Origin of the sequence: Chitinimonas prasina, assembly GCF_030160395.1 — a bacterium.
Taxonomy (GTDB): Bacteria; Pseudomonadota; Gammaproteobacteria; order Burkholderiales; family Chitinimonadaceae; genus Chitinimonas; species Chitinimonas prasina.
Window position 1 is genome coordinate 1,471,114 of sequence record NZ_BSOG01000001.1, and the last position, 16,231, is coordinate 1,487,344.

Consider the following 16,231-nt stretch of genomic DNA (forward strand, 5'->3'; position numbering starts at 1 on the left):
TCGCGCCTTGCCCTGTTGGGCAGCCACAGTCTCTGGCAACCTTTGCCGTACGGGTTGCCGGATAAATTTATCCGGTGCGCCGATGCCTGGGGTTGGGTGCAGTGGATTATCGTCTAGACTGAATTGAACCCGCTCGATTAGAGGTGGGGTCGAGCCTGGAGTTTCTTACATGATCAAGCGTGTTTCCTCCAAAGAACTCAAGGTCGGGATGTATATCCACGATCTGGGAGCCGACTGGTCCCAGCACCCCTTCATGCGCTCGGCGTTTCCGATCAAGTCGGAAAAAGAAATAGAAACCATCATCAAGTGCGCCATTCCTGAAGTCTACATCGACACCGACCGGGGCCTTGATGTTCCCGATGCCCCCACCCAGGAAGAAGTGCAGACCGCCCTGCAGGCCGAGATGATCGCCATTGCTGAGAGCGAGCCTGCCCCCCGCATACGGATATCGACCGCCGAGGAAATGGGGCGTGCCCGCGCTATCAAGAGCCAGGCCGCCAATCTAGTGCGCAATGTGATGCAGGACGCGCGGCTGGGCAAGGCGGTCAATATGGAGGCGGTGGAGCCGGTGGTGGCGGGTATCACCGAGTCGATACTGCGCAATTCCGGCGCGCTGATCGGGCTGATGCACATCAAGAACAAGGACGACTATACCTTCCTGCATTCGGTCAGCGTCTGTACCTTCATGGTGGCGTTCTGCCGCTCGGTCGGGCTGGATGCAGAGACGACTCGGCAGGCGGGCTTGGGCGGCCTACTGCACGATACCGGCAAGGCATTGGTGCCGGACAGCATATTGAACAAGCCAGGGCGGCTTACCGACGAGGAATTTGACATTGTCCGCCGCCACCCGCGTGACGGCTACGAGATACTGCTTAAGACCCCTGGCGTGGGGCCGATTCCGCTCGATATCACCCTGCACCACCACGAACGGGTGGATGGTTCGGGCTACCCGGACAAGCAGGCGGCCGACCAGATCAGCACGCTGGCCAAGATGTGCGCCATTGTCGATGTCTACGACGCCATTACGGCAGACCGCTGCTATCACAAGGGCATGCCGCCCACCGATGCGCTGCGCAAGATATTCGAATGGAGCAAGTTCCACTTCGAGCCCGACCTGGTCAAGGCCTTCATGCGCTGCGTTGGCATCTACCCGGTAGGCACCCTGGTGCTGCTGGAAAGCGGCCGACTGGGCCTGGTGACCGAGCACAACGAGGAAAGCCTGCTACAGCCCAAGGTCAAGGTGATCTTTGATACCAAGAAGGGCTATCTGCCACCGACCGAGATCGATCTGGCCAAGCCTAGCGGCAAAACGGGGGCGGACAAGATAGTCAGCCATGAGAGCCCGTCCAAGTGGAAGATTGATACCCAGCGGTTTCTGTAGGTGCTAGTTCCTTGGCCAGCGGGCCGCAGGGGTGAACTCGCCGGTTTCCCGCTCCAGCCAGCCCAGGTAATGCATGGCTTGTTCGCGGCTGCTGCCGCACATCTCTAGGCTGGGCTGCAGCCCGCAGCAGACGGCGGGCCGCTCAGGCTTGCCGAACAGCTTGCATAGATCGAGCTCATCCAACTGCACGCAACGCTCACCTGCCCGCTTGCCATGGGGCATGCCGGGGATGGGGGAGGAGATCGACGGCGCGATGCAGCAGGCTGCGCAGCCCAGGCGGCATTCCATCATTTGCCCAGCCTGTCGCCATAGTTGACCAGCAATACGCCAACCACCACCAGCAGGGCACCCACTAGCCGTGCTCGCGAGACCTCGCGCACGGCCAGGCCCAGCCAGCCGTAGCGGTCAAACAGCAGCGACAGCAGTATCTGGCCGGCGATGATCAGCGACAGCATGGCCGCTACGCCTATGCGAGGGGCCAGCAGGGTGGTGCCGAAGACAAACAGGGCGCCCATGAGCCCGCCGCTGAGCTGCCAGCCGCTGACCTGTGCCAGGCCCGTCAGGCCGGACCAGCGCTGGCCGGTCAGTGCGGCGATCAGCAGCAGGGCCAAGGTGCCGACGGCGAAGGACAGCAGGGCGGCCAGCAGGGTGCTGCCGCCGATCTGCAGCTTGAGCTGGTTGTTGATGGCGGCCTGCAGCGGCACCACACAGCCTATGGTGAAGGCAAATAGATAATAGAGCGTAGTCATGTGGCTTGGAGCCTGTCCACGGTTTTTTCACCCCGGCGAAAAGATCGTAAACAGGCTCTTAGGGAAGGGTTAATCGAGCAGGCCTTCGGCACGCAGGGCGGCCTGCACGGCGGGGCGCTGGGCCACGCGCTGCATATAGTCTCCCAGATGCGGCCAGGGGGCTAGGCTGATTTTGAGGAAGTTGCACCAGTTGACGCAGGTGTACAGATAGCCGTCGGCCACGGTAAAGGTATCGCCCATCAGGTAGTCGTGCTGGCCCAGTTGCTGATCCAGCCAGCCGAACCATTGCTCCAGCCTGGCTTGGGCGGCCGCACGTGTCTCGGCTGGGGCCCCGGGGTTCCAGAGCGGGCCGAAGGCTTTGTGTATCTCGGTGCCGATAAAGGTAAGCCACTCCTGCAGGCGATAGCGGGCCATGCTGCCATGGGGCGGTGCCAGCTGGCTCAGCGGTAGCTGGTCGGCGATGTATTGGACGATGGCTGGGCCTTCGGTCAGCGTTGCGCCGTCATCGAGTATCAGGGTGGGCACGTAGCCCTTGGGGTTGATGGTGTAGAAATCGGTGCCGTCCTGGGTCTGGTGGTTCTTGAGGTTGACCCTGACCAGTTCGACCGGTAGTCCGGCCTCGCGCAGGGCGATATGGGGGGAGAGCGAGCAGGCGCCGGGGGAGTAGTAGAGTTTCATGGCGAGGGATATCCGGGTGAGGGGTTTAGCGTAGGGTATCGGAGACGACGGGCTTGTAAGCCATGACGCGGTTGCGACCCGCTGCCTTGGCGGCATAGAGCGCCTGGTCGGCTTCCTTCAGCAGGCTTTCGATATCGGGCGACAGTTCGTTGGACAGGGTGCAGCCCACGCTCATGGTGATAGCCAGGGCGTGGCCATCCTCTAGTACGATGGGTTTGCTGGCCAGTGCATTGCGCAGCCGTTCGGCTGCTTCCAGCAGGCCGGTTTCCGTTTCTTCGGGCAGCAGGACGGCGAATTCCTCGCCTCCCAGGCGGCCAAACAGGTCGGTTTCGCGCAACTCGCCCTGTATTCGCTCGGCAAATCGTTGCAGCACCCGATCACCGGCATCATGGCCATGGGTATCGTTAACCGTCTTGAAGTGATCCAGGTCCAGCATCAGCACGCCTACTTGATGGCAGTAGCGTACGGCGCGCAGCCACTCCAGCTGTGCCCGCTCCAGAAAGTAGCCGCGATTGGGTATGCCGGTCAGCGGGTCCAGGGTGGCGCGGCGCCAGAGTGACTCCTGAGCCTGCTTGCGCTCGCTGATGTCGGTGAGGTTGACGAAATAGGCGCGCTCGCCCTGGTATTCGATGACGGAACCGGACAGCGCCACCCAGTAGCTGTCGCCATTAGGCCGGCGGAACTTGAGTTCGTAGTCGGTTAGCGATTGGCGGGCGGTCAGTTGCGCGGTGATCTCCACATGATGCTCGGGCCGCAGGTAGAGCTGGGTCAGGGGCTGGCCTATCAGCGATTCGACTGGCAGGCCGCATAGCTCGGCAGCGGCCTTGTTGGCCTGCAGGATGATGTCGCCGTCAGCCCTTACCAGCAACAGCGGGCGCGAGATGGTCTCGATGGCGCGCACGATATGGGCATCCTGCTCCTGCAGCCGTTGTGCGCCCAACTGCAGTGCCAGCGCCAGCTTGGCCTCGCGCCAGCCGCGCCAGATCATGGCCAGGCCAAAGCACAGCAACACCAGCAGGGTACTGACATAGGCACCGGCCTTCAGGCGCCAGTCGCCGTAATAGGCATTCTCGGGCTGGCCTACCAGCACGATGAAGGGGAAATGCTCCAGCCGGCGGAAGGTATAGCCCCGCTCTACGGCGTCATAGGGAGAGCGGGTGACGGTGTAGCCGGTACTGCGGCCATCGACCCAGGAGCTCAGTTGCAGGCTGTTGGCAGGGGCTTTGCCGATCGCACCGGGAATTTCAGGGTAGCGGGCCACCACCAGGAGGTTGTTGTCGGTCAGGGTAAACACGCTGCCCTCGACGGCCTCCAGCCGTCGTGCCAGTTGATGGAAGTACTCCAGCTTGACCAGCGCCACCACCATGCCACCCATCTGCCTATCCCCCGAGGGAATGCGGCGCGCCATCAGAAAGCCCAGTTCTATGGAGTTCGGTATCTGCATCGGGGGAGAGAACACCAGCTCCTGGCCGGGGTTGTCTTGCAACTGCTGATAGAAGCCACGCTGGCGGGCATCGGCTGGGCCATAGTAGCCAGGGCTAAGCGCGGTACTGCCGTCGGGTGACACAAAGGCCAGGAACTCGACCTGCGGCAGGGTGGAGAGTTTGTCATCGAGCAGGATGGAGAGGCTGAGTTTCTCGTCTGCTGTGATGGTGGGCAGGCGCGCCAGCTGGCGGGTGTCGGCCCGGCCGGCGAGGTCGCGCAGTACCAGGTCGGTCTCGCGGAAGGCGCCGTCCAGTTGCTCCTTGAGCAGCAGGCTGAGGTTATGGCCCGCCAGTTGCGAGGCCTTGCGGGTATTCTGATGTGATAGCACCAGTTCCCAGGCGATCAGGCTACTCATGACACATGCAGCCGCCAGCAACCAGCTCAGCAGGCGTCGCCGCGCCTGCAGGAACTCGCGAATTTCCACCAGCCGGCGTGGCCGCCGCAGTAATGAACGTGTTTGGGACATGGGGCGTGGTCGCCGGGTCCTGCAACAGTTGACGCTGCAAAGTATAGAAGCCGACCCGGCGGCTTGCCGGGCGGTTTGCAGTATCGACGGTGGCGTGGCCCTGCGGCTTGGGTACTGCCCCTGCTGTACCCGCTGCGGGTCAGGCTCTTAGAGCCTGTTCACGATTTTTTTGCCCTGGCGTTCCGGGCAGTGCCGGATAGCGGACAAGGCACTTAGCCGCGCAACCACGCTGCTGCCTGGGGGGCGAAGTAGGTCAGTACGCCATCTGCGCCCGCCCGTTTCATCGCTGTCAGCGCCTCCATGGCCGCGGCGCGCTCGTCCAGCCAACCATTCTGGGCTGCTGCCTTGATCATGGCGTACTCACCCGACACCTGGTAGACATAGGTGGGCACACGGAACTCGTCCTTTACCCGCCGCACGATATCCAGGTACGGCAGGCCAGGCTTGACCATGACCATGTCGGCACCTTCCTGCAGGTCCAGTGCCACTTCGTGCAGGGCCTCGTCCGAATTGGCCGGATCCATCTGGTAGTTGTACTTGTTGCCCTTGCCCAGGTTGCCGGCCGACCCCAGCGCATCGCGGAAGGGGCCGTAGTAGGACGACGCGTACTTGGCCGAATAGGCCATGATGCGGGTATGGATAAAGCCGGCCGCATCCAGCCCCTTGCGGATTTCGCCGATACGGCCGTCCATCATGTCGCTGGGGGCAACGATATCGACGCCGGCTTCGGCATGGCAAAGCGCCTGCCGAACCAGGATGGCGACGGTTTCATCGTTCATCACATAGCCGTCATCATTGATCACGCCATCCTGGCCGTGGCTGGTATAGGGGTCGAGGGCGCCGTCGGTAATGACGCCCAGTTCCGGAAAACGCGACTTCAGGGCACGCACCACGGTGGGTATCAACCCTGCCGGGTCGCAGGCAGCTTCGCCATCGGCAGTCTTGGGGCCTTGTATCACCGGGAACAGGGCCAGTGCCGGTATGCCCAGGCTGAGCGCCTCCTCGGCTTTGGGCAGCAGCGCCTCCAGGCTCATGCGTACCACACCGGGCATGGAGGCCACGGCTTCTTCGCGCTTGCCCTGCCCTTCCAGCATAAACACCGGCCAGATCAAATCGTTGGTGCTGAGTACATGCTCACGCATCAGGCGACGGCTGAACTCGTCGCGCCGCATGCGGCGGGGGCGGTAGCTGGGGTACTGGCGGTTGCTGTGCATGGTGGCGTTCCGGTAAGGGAGAGACGGTCAGGCGGCAGGCGGGGTCCACACCATATCGATATGGGGGATATCGTCTTCGAGATAGGTCTCGCTGATGGGCACAAAGCCCAGCGACTGGTAAAAGCCGCTCAGATAGGCCTGCGCGCCTATGGTGTTGGGTTGGCCGGGGTAAGTGCGCTGGTGGCCGGCCAGGCCTTCCAGCATCAGGGCCTTGCCGGCACCTGTGCCACGGGCCTCGGCCGCCGTCACCACGCGGCCCAGCGAGGGCGTGGCGTATTTATGGCCGGCCGGCACCAGCCGGAGATAGGCCACCAGCCGGCCTTCGGCGTTGCGGCCCAGCAGGTGGTGGCTGTCGAGATCCCTGGCGTCGAGATCGGGAAAGGGGCAGGTCTGCTCCACCACGAACACGGTCTGCCGCAGCACGCCCACCTCTTGCCATTGCAGGCTGCTCAGCTCGGCCAGGGTGGCCCATTGCCACTGCAGCATCAGGCGCTCAGTCGGGCGCGGGCACGGGCGATGGCGGCGCGAACCTGCCTGGGTGCGGTGCCGCCGATATGGTCGCGGCTGGCCAGCGAGCCCTCGGGCGTCAGGACGTCAAACACGTCGCCGGCGATCAGGGGCGAGAAGGTGCCCAGTTCCACCAGGCTCAGCTCGGCCAGATCCTTGCGCTGTTCGCCGGCATAGCGCACGGCCAGGGCGACGGCCTCGTGGGCATCGCGGAAGGGCAGTCCCTTCTTGACCAGGTAGTCGGCCAGGTCAGTAGCGGTGGCGTAGCCCTGCTTGACGGCACGGCGCATGGCATCGGGTTTGACCACCACGCCGCGCATCATGTCTGCCACAATGCGCAAGGTGGCCGACAGGGTGTCGACGGTGTCGAACAGCGGTTCCTTGTCTTCCTGATTATCCTTGTTGTAGGCCAGCGGCTGGGCCTTCATCAGGGTCAACAGCGCCATCAGGTGGCCGTTGACGCGGCCGGTCTTGCCCCGCACCAGCTCGGGTACATCGGGGTTCTTCTTCTGCGGCATGATGCTGGAGCCGGTGCAGTAGCGGTCGGCCATGTCGATAAAGCCAAAACGCGGGTTCATCCACAGCACCAGTTCTTCGGACAGGCGCGACAGATGGGTCATCACCAGGGCCGAGGCAGCCGTGAATTCGATGGCGAAATCACGGTCGCTGACGGCATCGAGCGAGTTTTCGCAAACCGCATCGAAGCCCAGTTGGCGGGCAACGAACTCGCGGTCTATCGGGTAGCTGGTGCCGGCCAGGGCGGCAGCGCCCAGTGGCAGGCGGTTGACGCGCTTGCGGGTGTCGCGCAGGCGCTCCACATCGCGGGCCAGCATCTCCACATAGGCCATCAGGTGATGGCCAAAGGTAATGGGCTGGGCTACCTGCAGATGGGTAAAGCCCGGCATCACCGTCTCGGCATGCTTCTCGGCCAGGTCCAGCAGCGAGTGCTGCAGGTCTTCTGCCAGGTGCACCAGGGCGTCGATCTCGTGGCGCAGCCACAGGCGGATATCGGTGGCGACCTGATCGTTGCGGCTGCGCCCGGTATGCAGGCGCTTGCCGGCATCGCCTATCAGGTCGGTCAGCCGCTTCTCGATATTCATGTGGACGTCTTCGAGGTCCAGCGACCATTCAAAGGTGCCCGCCTGGATGGATGCCAGTATCCGGGCCATGCCCTCGGTGATGGCGTTCAGGTCGTCACCCGACAGTACGCCCACCTTGTTGAGCATCTGGGCATGGGCCAGCGAGCCCTCGATATCGTATTCCGCCAGGCGCTTGTCGAAGAAGACCGAGGCGGTATAGCGCTTGACCAGTTCGGCAACAGGCTCGGAAAAACGGCCAGACCAGGTTTTCGGGGCAGCGTCTTGCATGAACGCGAGTTCCAGAATGGGGATGAATTGCCCGATTATAGGGCAATTGGTACTTTTGCCGCAGTGCGGCAAAGCCGTAATGTCGCGGTATTGGTCACGAAAGCGATAGATATTGCATTGCCAAGGCCTTGATAGTAAGCGGCGGTTCAGGCTTGCTCGCTATAATGCGGCGATTCGCGTGGCCTTCGCCGCGCTGCACCAGAGTGGGTCATGAGCAAGGATTACAAGAGTAGCAAGCGTCCGGCAGCCAGTAGCAGCAAGCGCGGTGGAGGCGGAGGGGGTACCCTGGCCGGCCTGTTTATCGGGCTGTGCATGGGGCTTGTCATCGCCGTGGCGGCTGCGCTCTATCTGAACAAGGCGCCCAACCCCTTTGCCGGGCGCTTGCCCGACCCGGCTCCGGCCAAACCGGCGGCCACACCTGTTGCGCCAGAGATACTCGCGCCGACCGGCTCCAACAACAAGTTGCCGGTGCGGCCGGCCCAGCCTGCGGCCACGCCCCCTGCCAACCAGGGCAAGGACGCTCAGCCGTTTACCTTCTACGACATCCTGCCCGAGCCGGCTGCCGAGACCAAACCGGCAACCCCGGCCAAGCCTGCCGATGCAGTGCCGCCTGCCACGGTGCAGCCGGCGCGGGGTAGTTATCTGCAGGTAGGGGCATTCCAGAGCGAGGCCGATGCCGACAACCTCAAGGCCAGGCTGGCCCTGCTGGGCATGGAAGCCAGCATCCAGACCAGCGAGGTGGAAGGCAAGGGCGTGCTCCACCGCGTGCGCCTGGGCCCGCTGACCCAGGCCGAGGAAGTGGACCGCGTGCGCGCCCAGCTACGCGTCAACAACATCGACTTTACGCTGATCAAGCAATAGTGCCTGACGGCACACCCACCCTAACCAACATCCAGCCAGGGAGTAAGCATGCGCATCGCCCAGTTGTTTTCCCGCCTTATTGCATCGGCCGCCGCCGTGTTGGCCCTGCAGGCCACTGCTGCCGATATCCGCCCAGGGGTAGAGTTCGACTACCTGCCCAAGGCCATGCCGACCGAGCCGGCCGGCAAGATCGAGGTGGTGGAATTCTTCTGGTACGGCTGCCCCCACTGCAACCACCTGGAGCCCGCCGTGCAGGCCTGGGCCAAGACCTTGCCGCCCGAGGTGGCATTCCGCCGCGAGCACGTACTATGGAATGGCCGTACCGATATGGACGGCCATGCCCGCCTGTTCGTAGCGCTGAAGACCATGAACCAGGTCAATGCCCTGACCCCCAAGGTGTTCGATGCCGTCCACCGCGACAAGATCGAGCTGCGCGACCCCGCCGTGGCCGTGGATTGGGCCACCAAGCAGGGGCTGAATCGCGCCCAGTTTGAATCGGCTTACAACGGCTTCGGCACGGCTGCCTTGCTGGCCCGCGCCAAGCAGATGAGCCATGACTACGATATCGACGGCGTGCCCTCCTTTGTTATCAACGGTAAGTACAAAACCTCGCCCAGCAAGGTTGCTGGCGGCGATCAACGCTTCTTCGAGGTGATCAATGCCCTGATCGCCAAGGAAAAGGCCGCCAAATAAGCCGGCCAGTGCCGTGACATGAGGAAAGCGCCTGCGGGCGCTTTTTTCATGGGTCTGGCCGGCAGATAGTGGCGCGAGTGGTCGGTTCCGCTTGAATTCTGGCGGCCCGGCCTTATGCTCTCGGTTTTACTGATAAAAATGGGAGAGGAAATGAAATACCTGCATACCATGGTGCGCGTCACCGACCTGGATGCTTCGCTGGCGTTCTACCGCGATGCATTGGGGCTGGAACTGGTCCACCGCAAGGATTACGAGGCCGGCCGCTTTACCCTGGTTTACCTGGCGGCCCCCGGTGACCATGACGCCCAGGTGGAGCTGACCCATAACTGGGACCCCGAGGTCTATACCGGCGGCCGCAACTTTGGCCACATCGCCTATGCCGTGCCCGATATCTACGCAGCCTGCCAACGACTGATGGACCACGGCGTGACCATACTGCGCCCGCCGCGCGATGGCCGCATGGCCTTTGTGCGCTCGCCAGACCAGATATCCATAGAACTGCTGCAGGATGGCGATGCCCTGCCGCCGGCAGAGCCCTGGGCTTCCATGGGCAATACTGGCAGTTGGTAAGGCGGTCTATCCGGCCTGCGGCGCCACCCAGCCGCAGGCGTTTGCGGCAGAGGGTTGCCTAAATCGCCTGGTTTGGGCAGAATGCCGCCTTCGAGACCTGACGACGAGGTGTCGGCACCGCGAAAACGGTACCGATCAAACACCGAGATCAACAAAGGTGTTGACACAGCGAACCGCATCGCTATAATGCGCGGCTCCCTGGGGTCGTTAGCTCAGTTGGTAGAGCAGCGGACTTTTAATCCGTTGGTCGCAGGTTCGAGTCCCGCACGACCCACCATAGGGACTCACAAGCAGTATTTGGGGCGTTAGCTCAGTTGGTAGAGCAGCGGACTCTTAATCCGTAGGTCCACAGTTCGAATCTGTGACGCCCCACCAAATACAAAAGCCTGGATGCATCTGCATCCAGGCTTTTTGCTTTGCTGCGCACCTTATCAGCCCGGCGGGTGATCATTCCGCATGCCGGCCCGATCTGCGCTAGCCGCAACCGTTACCAGGCTGCTCGGCAAACATAGCCACCATGCGGCGATGCATCTCTTCCGGGGCTACGTCCTCGATGTGGGTGGACAGCATCCACTTGTGGCCGAAAGGGTCGCACAGGCCGCCGCTGCGGTCGCCCCAGAACTGGTTCGCTACCGGCATGGTAAGGGTGGCGCCGGCCTCGACGGCCTGTGCGATGGCGGCGTCGACGTCGGGGACGTAGAGCACGATGGTGGTGGCGGTGTTGCCTATGGTGGTGGGGCTGAGGGCACCCCATTCGACGGCCTCTTCGCCCATCATGATGGGGGCTTCGCCTATCCTGATCTCGGCGTGCATGATTTTGCCGTCAGGCCTGGGCATGCGCATCAGCTCGACGGCGCCGAAGGCCTGCTTGTAGAAGTCGATAGCGCGGGCGGTGTCCTGGATGGTGAGGTAGGGTATGCCGCTGGCGTAGCCGTCGGGTATGGCTTTGACAGTCATGGTTTCCTCCTGAATGGGGTTTTTGCCGGGTGATCTTGCGGGCGGTGCTTCTAAAGGCTAGTGCATGTTGTAGACGGTTATGTGACGGCTTGCCCACCTGCCTGCAGACAACTGAGCTTACGCAGAGGGCGATTGGCCGTGTTGCCGGTAGCCTGATCCAGGCTGCGTCGTGGCACACTGGCGCAAAGTGAAGGAAACCGCATGCCTCAACCCAGCCCTGATCGCACCCATCCCCCGCTTACCTTCCGCCGCAAGGTGGTGCGCAAGGTGCTGCCTGCGCGGTTTCATGCGCGGGTCGAGTCCGTGTCATGGCGTGATATGGCCTTGGTGATCGGGCCGGTGCTCTTGCTGATGGTGGGCTTGGTGGCGGGGGCGATCTGGTGGCTGAATCCGGCGCCGCCCAAGACCCTGACCATCAGCACCGGCCCTGAGGGCAGCGCTTTTCACCGGCATGCCATCAAGTACCGGGATATCCTGGCGCGCGATGGCATCAAGCTGGTGGTGCAGGAATCGGAAGGCTCGCTGGAGAATCTGGCGCGGCTGAGGGCGGGTGGGGCGGATATCGGCTTTGTGATAGACGGGGTATCGCCCGAGGCGGAGCGCCCGGGGCTGGTGTCGCTGGGCAGTGTGTCGCACCAGCCGGTGTTTGTGTTCTACCGCGGCGAGCAGGTGCTGACCCGGCTGGCGGAGCTGGAGCACAAGAAGATTTCGATAGGCCGCATCGGCAGCGGTGCGCGGGTGCTGGCGACGGCCATGTTCAAGGCCAATGGTATCGAGCAGGGGCGCAATGCGCAGTTGCGCGGGCTGGAGGCGGGCGATGCGGTCGATGCGCTGATGGCGGGCGAAATCGATGCGGTGCTACTGATGGGGGATTCGGCGCCGCTGGAGATCACCCGCAAGCTGATGCGGGCGCCGGAGGTGAAGCTGATGAGCTTCTCCCAGGCTGATGCGCTGGTCCGCCGCATGGGGGCGCTGAACAAGCTGGCCCTGCCGATGGGGGCGATCGACATGGCGCGCAATATTCCGCCGACCGATGTGAGCCTGGTGGCCCCCAATGTGGAGCTGGTGGCGCGCGAGAACTTGCACCCTGCCCTGTCGGATCTGCTGATCGAGGCGGCGCGGGAGGTGCATGGCCGGCGCGGTCTGTTGCAGGAGGCGGGGGAGTTTCCGGCGGCACGGAGCAGCGATTTTGCCCTGAGCGAGGATGCCGCCCGCTATTACCAGTACGGCAAGGGGTTTTTCTACCGCCACCTGCCGTTCTGGCTGGCCAGCCTGCTGGATCGCATCGTGATCATATTGCTGCCGTTGGCGGTGCTGTTGATCCCTGCCCTGCGCCTGCTGCCCTGGCTTTACCGCTGGCGCATACAGGCGCGTATCTACCCCTGGTATGGGGCGCTGATCTCGCTGGAGCGGGGGCTGCGTGACGAGACGGCGCAGGATACGGCTGCCCTGCTGGCCCGGCTGGATGAGATAGAGCAGGGGGTGAATGCACTCAAGGTGCCGTTGGCCTTTCTTGACCAGATTTATGTGTTGCGCGAGCACGTTGCCTTTGTACGGTCTCGATTGGCATTCAACGCCACGCAAAAAGCGGGAACCGAGCCGGCTTGAACCGGTCGTCACTGGGGTAGGCTCTCAGTTTGCTTCAACCCTACTTTCGACAGGTGACCATGCCGCATGACATCAATCTGATCACGACGATCGCCGCCGGCCTGGGCCTGGCCATGATCATGGGTTTTATTGCCTCCCGCCTGCGCATGCCCCCCCTGGTGGGCTATCTGGTGGCTGGCATCATCATTGGCCCATCCACCCCTGGCTATGTGGCCGATGTGGCGCTGGCCGGGCAGCTGGCCGAGATAGGCGTGATGCTGTTGATGTTTGGCGTGGGCCTGCATTTCTCCATGGACGACCTGCTGGCGGTGAAGCGCATCGCCGTGCCGGGCGCCATCGTGCAGATTGCAGTGGCAACGGCCATGGGCATGGGGGTGGCCATATGGTTATGGGATTGGTCGCTGGGGGCGGGCGTGGTGTTTGGCCTGGCGCTGTCGGTGGCCAGTACCGTGGTGCTGTTGCGGGCGTTGGAGGCCCGTGGCGTGCTGGACTCGGTCAACGGCCAGATTGCCGTGGGCTGGCTGGTGGTGGAAGACCTGATCATGGTGCTGGTGCTGGTGTTGCTGCCACCGATGGCAGGCCTGCTGGGCGGCAAGGTTGATGAGGCGGCGCAGGGCGCTGCGGCTGCCGGCACCAGTGTCTGGCTCACCATAGGCATTACCCTGGCCAAGGTGGCGGCGTTCATAGGCCTGATGCTGGTGGTGGGGCGCAAGGTGTTTCCCATGCTGCTGTGGCAGGTGGCACGTACAGGCTCGCGCGAGCTGTTTACCTTGTGCGTGGTGGCAGCGGCGGTGGGTGTGGCTTATGGCTCGGCCAAGCTTTTTGATGTGTCGTTTGCGCTGGGCGCCTTTTTTGCCGGCATGATGATGCGGGAGTCGGAATACAGCCACCGTGCTGCTGATGAATCGCTGCCCTTGCGCGATGCGTTCGCCGTGCTGTTCTTTGTGTCGGTGGGCATGCTGTTCGACCCGCAGGTGCTGCTGGACGAGCCACTCAAGGTATTGGCCGTCGCGGCCATCATCATCGTGGGCAAGACGGTGGCGGCCATGGCGCTGGTGCTTGCTTTCCGCTATCCGCTCAATACCGCCCTGACAGTAGGCGCCAGCCTGGCGCAGATAGGGGAGTTCTCCTTTATCCTGGCCGGCCTGGGGGTGGCGCTGGGCTTGCTGCCTGTAGAGGGGCAGAGCCTGATACTGGCTGGTGCCTTGATCTCGATTGCACTGAATTCCGTGGTGTTCTCGGCCATCTCGCCATTGCAGAACTGGCTGCGCAAGCATTCCGAGCTGGCCCGCAAGCTGGAGGCCCGCACCGATCCGCTGGCCGAGCTACCGATGAGCACCGACCAGGCCCAGTTGACCGGCCAGGTGGTGCTGGTGGGTTATGGCCGGGTGGGACGACGTATCGCCCGGGCCTTGCGTGAGCAGAAAATAGCCTATGTGGTGGCCGAACAGAACCGCGAAATCGTGGAACGCTTGCGTGGTCGCGGCGTAGCGGCGGTATGTGGCGATGCGGCCGACCCGGCGGTCTTGATACAGGCACATATCCATCGTGCCGGTACGCTGGTGATAGCCACGCCCGATACCTTGAAGGTGCGCAAGATGGTGGAGACGGCCCGGACCCTGAACCCTGGGGTGGAGATACTGGTGCGCAGCCACAACGAGGAAGAGGCCGAGCTACTGAGCAAGGAGAACATCGGCACGGTGTTCCTGGGTGAGGAGCAACTGGCCCTGGGCATGGCCCGGCATATCCTGGCGCGCCATGGCGGCGGCAAGGACTGAGGCGCCGCGCAGGTGGGTGTCAGTGCGGGTGGCCGTGATACTGGCGGAACCAATCGACGAAACGCCCTAGCCCAGTACTGAGCGGGGTCAGCGACTGCGGCCCTATCAGGGCCTGTAGGGCGCTGGTGTCGGCACAGGTGGCATGGACATCGCCGGCTTGCAGGTCGAGGTAGCGTTTGTGGGCGGTGCGGCCGGTGAGGGTCTCCAGCTGCTGTATGAGTTGCAGCACAGGTATGGCCTGTTGCTGGCCCAGGTTGAGCAGGCGATGTGGCGCCCCGGGGCCGCTGGGCGCCAGCGGCAGGATGGCCAGCATGGCGTTGACGATATCGTCGATATAGCTGAAGTCTCGTTGTGACTGGCCATGGTTGTAGACCGTCAGATCGCGGCCGGCCAGGAGGGCTTCGGTAAACAACCAGGGCGCCATATCGGGCCGGCCCCAGGGGCCGTAGACGGTAAACAGGCGCAGGCCGCTGCAGGGCAGGCCATAGAGTTGGGCATAGCTGTAGGCCATGGCTTCGCCGGCCTTCTTGGTGGCGGCGTAGAAGCTCTGCGGCTGATCGGTACTGGCCTGCTCACTGAACGGTGCCTGGGCGTTGCCGTAGACACTGGACGAGCTGGCGTACAGCAGGTGGCGCACCGGGTGCTGACGACAGGCCTCCAGCACATTGGCCATGCCGACCAGATTGGATTGCACATAGGCTTGCGGCGCAACCAGCGAGTGGCGCACGCCAGCCTGGGCGGCCAGGTGGATGACGGCGTCGAAAGCTTCGTGCCGGAACAGCGCCAGCAAGGCAGGTGCATCGGCGATATCGCCCCGGACAAAGCGAAAGCCGGCCTGGGTGTGCAACTGTGCCAGCCGCGCCTGCTTGAGGCTGACCGGGTAGTAGTCATTGAGATTATCCAGCCCCACCACCTGATGGCCTGCCTGGCATAAGGCCAGGGTAGTGTGCATGCCGATAAAGCCAGCGGCACCGGTCAGCAGGATTTTCATGGTTTGCGCTCATCATTCTGGCGCCAGTGCTCCATCAGCTTGGCGTATTTGACGAAGGCAAAGAAGCTGCCGATGGCGATATGGGCAAAGCCGGCTGCGCCATCCTGCCAGCCGCGCTTGAACAGATAAAAGCGGAGAAAACGCGCCAGCGGTGCCCCGAGCAGCTTGCTCGGCCCGACCCGGCGGCCTTGCTGGAACAGGGCGTGGGCCTGGATATCGGTGTAGCGATTCTGTTTTTCCAGATAGCTGGCCAGGCGCTCGGCTGAGTCGTGCAGCAGGTCGCCCCGCAGTTCGCCTGCCCCCTTGGGGCAGAGCACATGCTCATGCACGGCATGTTCGGTCCAGTTGGCCTGGCGACGGTCGAACAGGCGGATATTCCAATCCGGGTAGCCCTCACCGTGGCGCAGGTAGCGCCCGAAAAAGCGGTTGCGGCGGGCGATGCGGTAGGCGCCGTGGCTGGGTTGGGCCAGCGCAGTGCGTATGGCGCCGGCCAGCTCCGGTGTCAGGCGCTCATCGGCATCCAGGCACAGCACCCAGTCATGGCTGGCCAGGCTCACGGCCAGACGCTTTTGCGGGCCAAAGCCGAGAAAATCCTGCCGGGTGACACGGGCACCGTAGCGCTCGGCCAGGGCCAGGGTGTCGTCGCTGCTGCCCGAGTCCACCACGATGATCTCGTCCACCAGGGCCTGGGCCGAGTCGAGGCAGGGGCCCAACTGGTCGGCGGCATTCTTGGTAATGAGGACAAGACTGAGTTTTTGCATGGCTGCGAATTGACTATGTAGGGGGCGAGGTAGGGAGTGGCGCTGCCAATTCTAGCGCGCCAGCCCGATCTGCTACCGCATTCTCGCGTTGTCTGTGTTGTTTTCAGCGGGCTTGGTCTTGCCCGCCCCCGCCAAGGAGTGGGAGCAGATGCACCTTGCGCTGTC

The 16,231-nt window shown here is 63.2% G+C and carries 16 protein-coding genes and 2 tRNA genes; 8 read left to right on the forward strand and 10 right to left on the reverse strand.

Annotation, left to right across the window (positions count from 1 at the left end; all coding sequences use genetic code 11):
• Window positions 1–169: 169 nt before the first annotated feature.
• Window positions 170–1,381 carry an HD-GYP domain-containing protein gene (locus QQK16_RS06775; protein WP_284195667.1) on the forward strand — a complete coding sequence of 404 codons (1,212 nt, stop codon included), beginning with the start codon at window positions 170–172 and terminating at the stop codon, window positions 1,379–1,381.
• Between the two features lie 3 nt (window positions 1,382–1,384).
• Here the strand turns inward: QQK16_RS06775 and QQK16_RS06780 are convergent, their stop codons facing one another.
• The 7 genes from QQK16_RS06780 to argH form a co-directional block, all read right to left on the reverse strand.
• Window positions 1,385–1,672: a YkgJ family cysteine cluster protein gene (locus QQK16_RS06780; RefSeq protein ID WP_308446986.1), complete on the reverse strand. Its 288-nt coding sequence runs from the start codon at window positions 1,670–1,672 to the stop codon at window positions 1,385–1,387.
• Complete coding sequence (locus QQK16_RS06785) at window positions 1,669–2,130, reverse strand: DMT family transporter (RefSeq protein ID WP_284195668.1); 462 nt, start codon at window positions 2,128–2,130, stop codon at window positions 1,669–1,671. The genes QQK16_RS06780 and QQK16_RS06785 overlap by 4 nt, the downstream gene beginning before the upstream one ends.
• 69 nt (window positions 2,131–2,199) lie before the next feature.
• Complete coding sequence (gene gstA, locus QQK16_RS06790; protein ID WP_284195669.1) at window positions 2,200–2,808, reverse strand: glutathione transferase GstA; 609 nt, start codon at window positions 2,806–2,808, stop codon at window positions 2,200–2,202.
• A 25-nt stretch (window positions 2,809–2,833) separates the two neighbouring features.
• Window positions 2,834–4,759, reverse strand: coding sequence for a sensor domain-containing diguanylate cyclase (locus tag QQK16_RS06795; protein ID WP_284195670.1), 1,926 nt, complete (start codon window positions 4,757–4,759; stop codon window positions 2,834–2,836).
• A 212-nt stretch (window positions 4,760–4,971) separates the two neighbouring features.
• Window positions 4,972–5,973 carry a porphobilinogen synthase gene (hemB, locus tag QQK16_RS06800; RefSeq protein WP_284195671.1) on the reverse strand — a complete coding sequence of 334 codons (1,002 nt, stop codon included), beginning with the start codon at window positions 5,971–5,973 and terminating at the stop codon, window positions 4,972–4,974.
• A gap of 27 nt (window positions 5,974–6,000) precedes the next feature.
• A complete protein-coding gene (locus QQK16_RS06805; protein WP_284195672.1) occupies window positions 6,001–6,459 on the reverse strand; it encodes a GNAT family N-acetyltransferase in 459 nt (152 codons plus the stop codon).
• On the reverse strand, window positions 6,459–7,847 hold the full coding sequence (argH, locus tag QQK16_RS06810; protein WP_284195673.1) for an argininosuccinate lyase: 1,389 nt from the start codon (window positions 7,845–7,847) through the stop codon (window positions 6,459–6,461). Before argH ends, QQK16_RS06805 begins: the two co-directional genes overlap by 1 nt.
• A gap of 210 nt (window positions 7,848–8,057) precedes the next feature.
• On the opposite strand from argH, the gene QQK16_RS06815 reads away from it, so the two are divergent.
• From QQK16_RS06815 to QQK16_RS06835, 5 genes are all read left to right on the forward strand, one after another.
• The gene (locus QQK16_RS06815) at window positions 8,058–8,708 is read left to right on the forward strand and encodes an SPOR domain-containing protein (protein ID WP_284195674.1); all 651 of its coding nucleotides are present in this window, start codon (window positions 8,058–8,060) and stop codon (window positions 8,706–8,708) included.
• 48 nt (window positions 8,709–8,756) lie between these two features.
• Entirely contained in the window at window positions 8,757–9,401 is a 645-nt protein-coding gene (locus QQK16_RS06820; protein ID WP_284195675.1) for a thiol:disulfide interchange protein DsbA/DsbL, read from the forward strand.
• Between the two features lie 150 nt (window positions 9,402–9,551).
• A complete protein-coding gene (locus QQK16_RS06825; RefSeq protein WP_284195676.1) occupies window positions 9,552–9,971 on the forward strand; it encodes a VOC family protein in 420 nt (139 codons plus the stop codon).
• A 201-nt stretch (window positions 9,972–10,172) separates the two neighbouring features.
• Window positions 10,173–10,248: transfer RNA gene (locus QQK16_RS06830), tRNA-Lys, on the forward strand.
• Window positions 10,249–10,270: 22 nt separating this feature from the next.
• Window positions 10,271–10,346, forward strand: a tRNA-Lys gene (locus QQK16_RS06835).
• Window positions 10,347–10,445: 99 nt separating this feature from the next.
• Here QQK16_RS06835 and QQK16_RS06840 read toward each other — a convergent pair.
• Entirely contained in the window at window positions 10,446–10,928 is a 483-nt protein-coding gene (locus tag QQK16_RS06840) for a VOC family protein (protein WP_284195677.1), read from the reverse strand.
• 201 nt (window positions 10,929–11,129) lie between these two features.
• On the opposite strand from QQK16_RS06840, the gene QQK16_RS06845 reads away from it, so the two are divergent.
• Both QQK16_RS06845 and ybaL read left to right on the forward strand, forming a co-directional pair.
• A complete protein-coding gene (locus QQK16_RS06845; protein WP_284195678.1) occupies window positions 11,130–12,536 on the forward strand; it encodes a TAXI family TRAP transporter solute-binding subunit in 1,407 nt (468 codons plus the stop codon).
• A gap of 59 nt (window positions 12,537–12,595) precedes the next feature.
• Window positions 12,596–14,314, forward strand: coding sequence for a YbaL family putative K(+) efflux transporter (ybaL, locus tag QQK16_RS06850; protein ID WP_284195679.1), 1,719 nt, complete (start codon window positions 12,596–12,598; stop codon window positions 14,312–14,314).
• 19 nt (window positions 14,315–14,333) lie between these two features.
• On the opposite strand, the gene QQK16_RS06855 is transcribed toward ybaL, so the two are convergent.
• Together QQK16_RS06855 and QQK16_RS06860 are read right to left on the reverse strand one after the other, a co-directional pair.
• Window positions 14,334–15,305, reverse strand: a complete 972-nt coding sequence (locus QQK16_RS06855; RefSeq protein ID WP_284195680.1) for an NAD-dependent epimerase/dehydratase family protein — start codon at window positions 15,303–15,305, stop codon at window positions 14,334–14,336.
• Entirely contained in the window at window positions 15,302–16,066 is a 765-nt protein-coding gene (locus tag QQK16_RS06860; RefSeq protein ID WP_284195681.1) for a glycosyltransferase family 2 protein, read from the reverse strand. The genes QQK16_RS06855 and QQK16_RS06860 overlap by 4 nt, the downstream gene beginning before the upstream one ends.
• Window positions 16,067–16,231 lie beyond the last annotated feature (165 nt).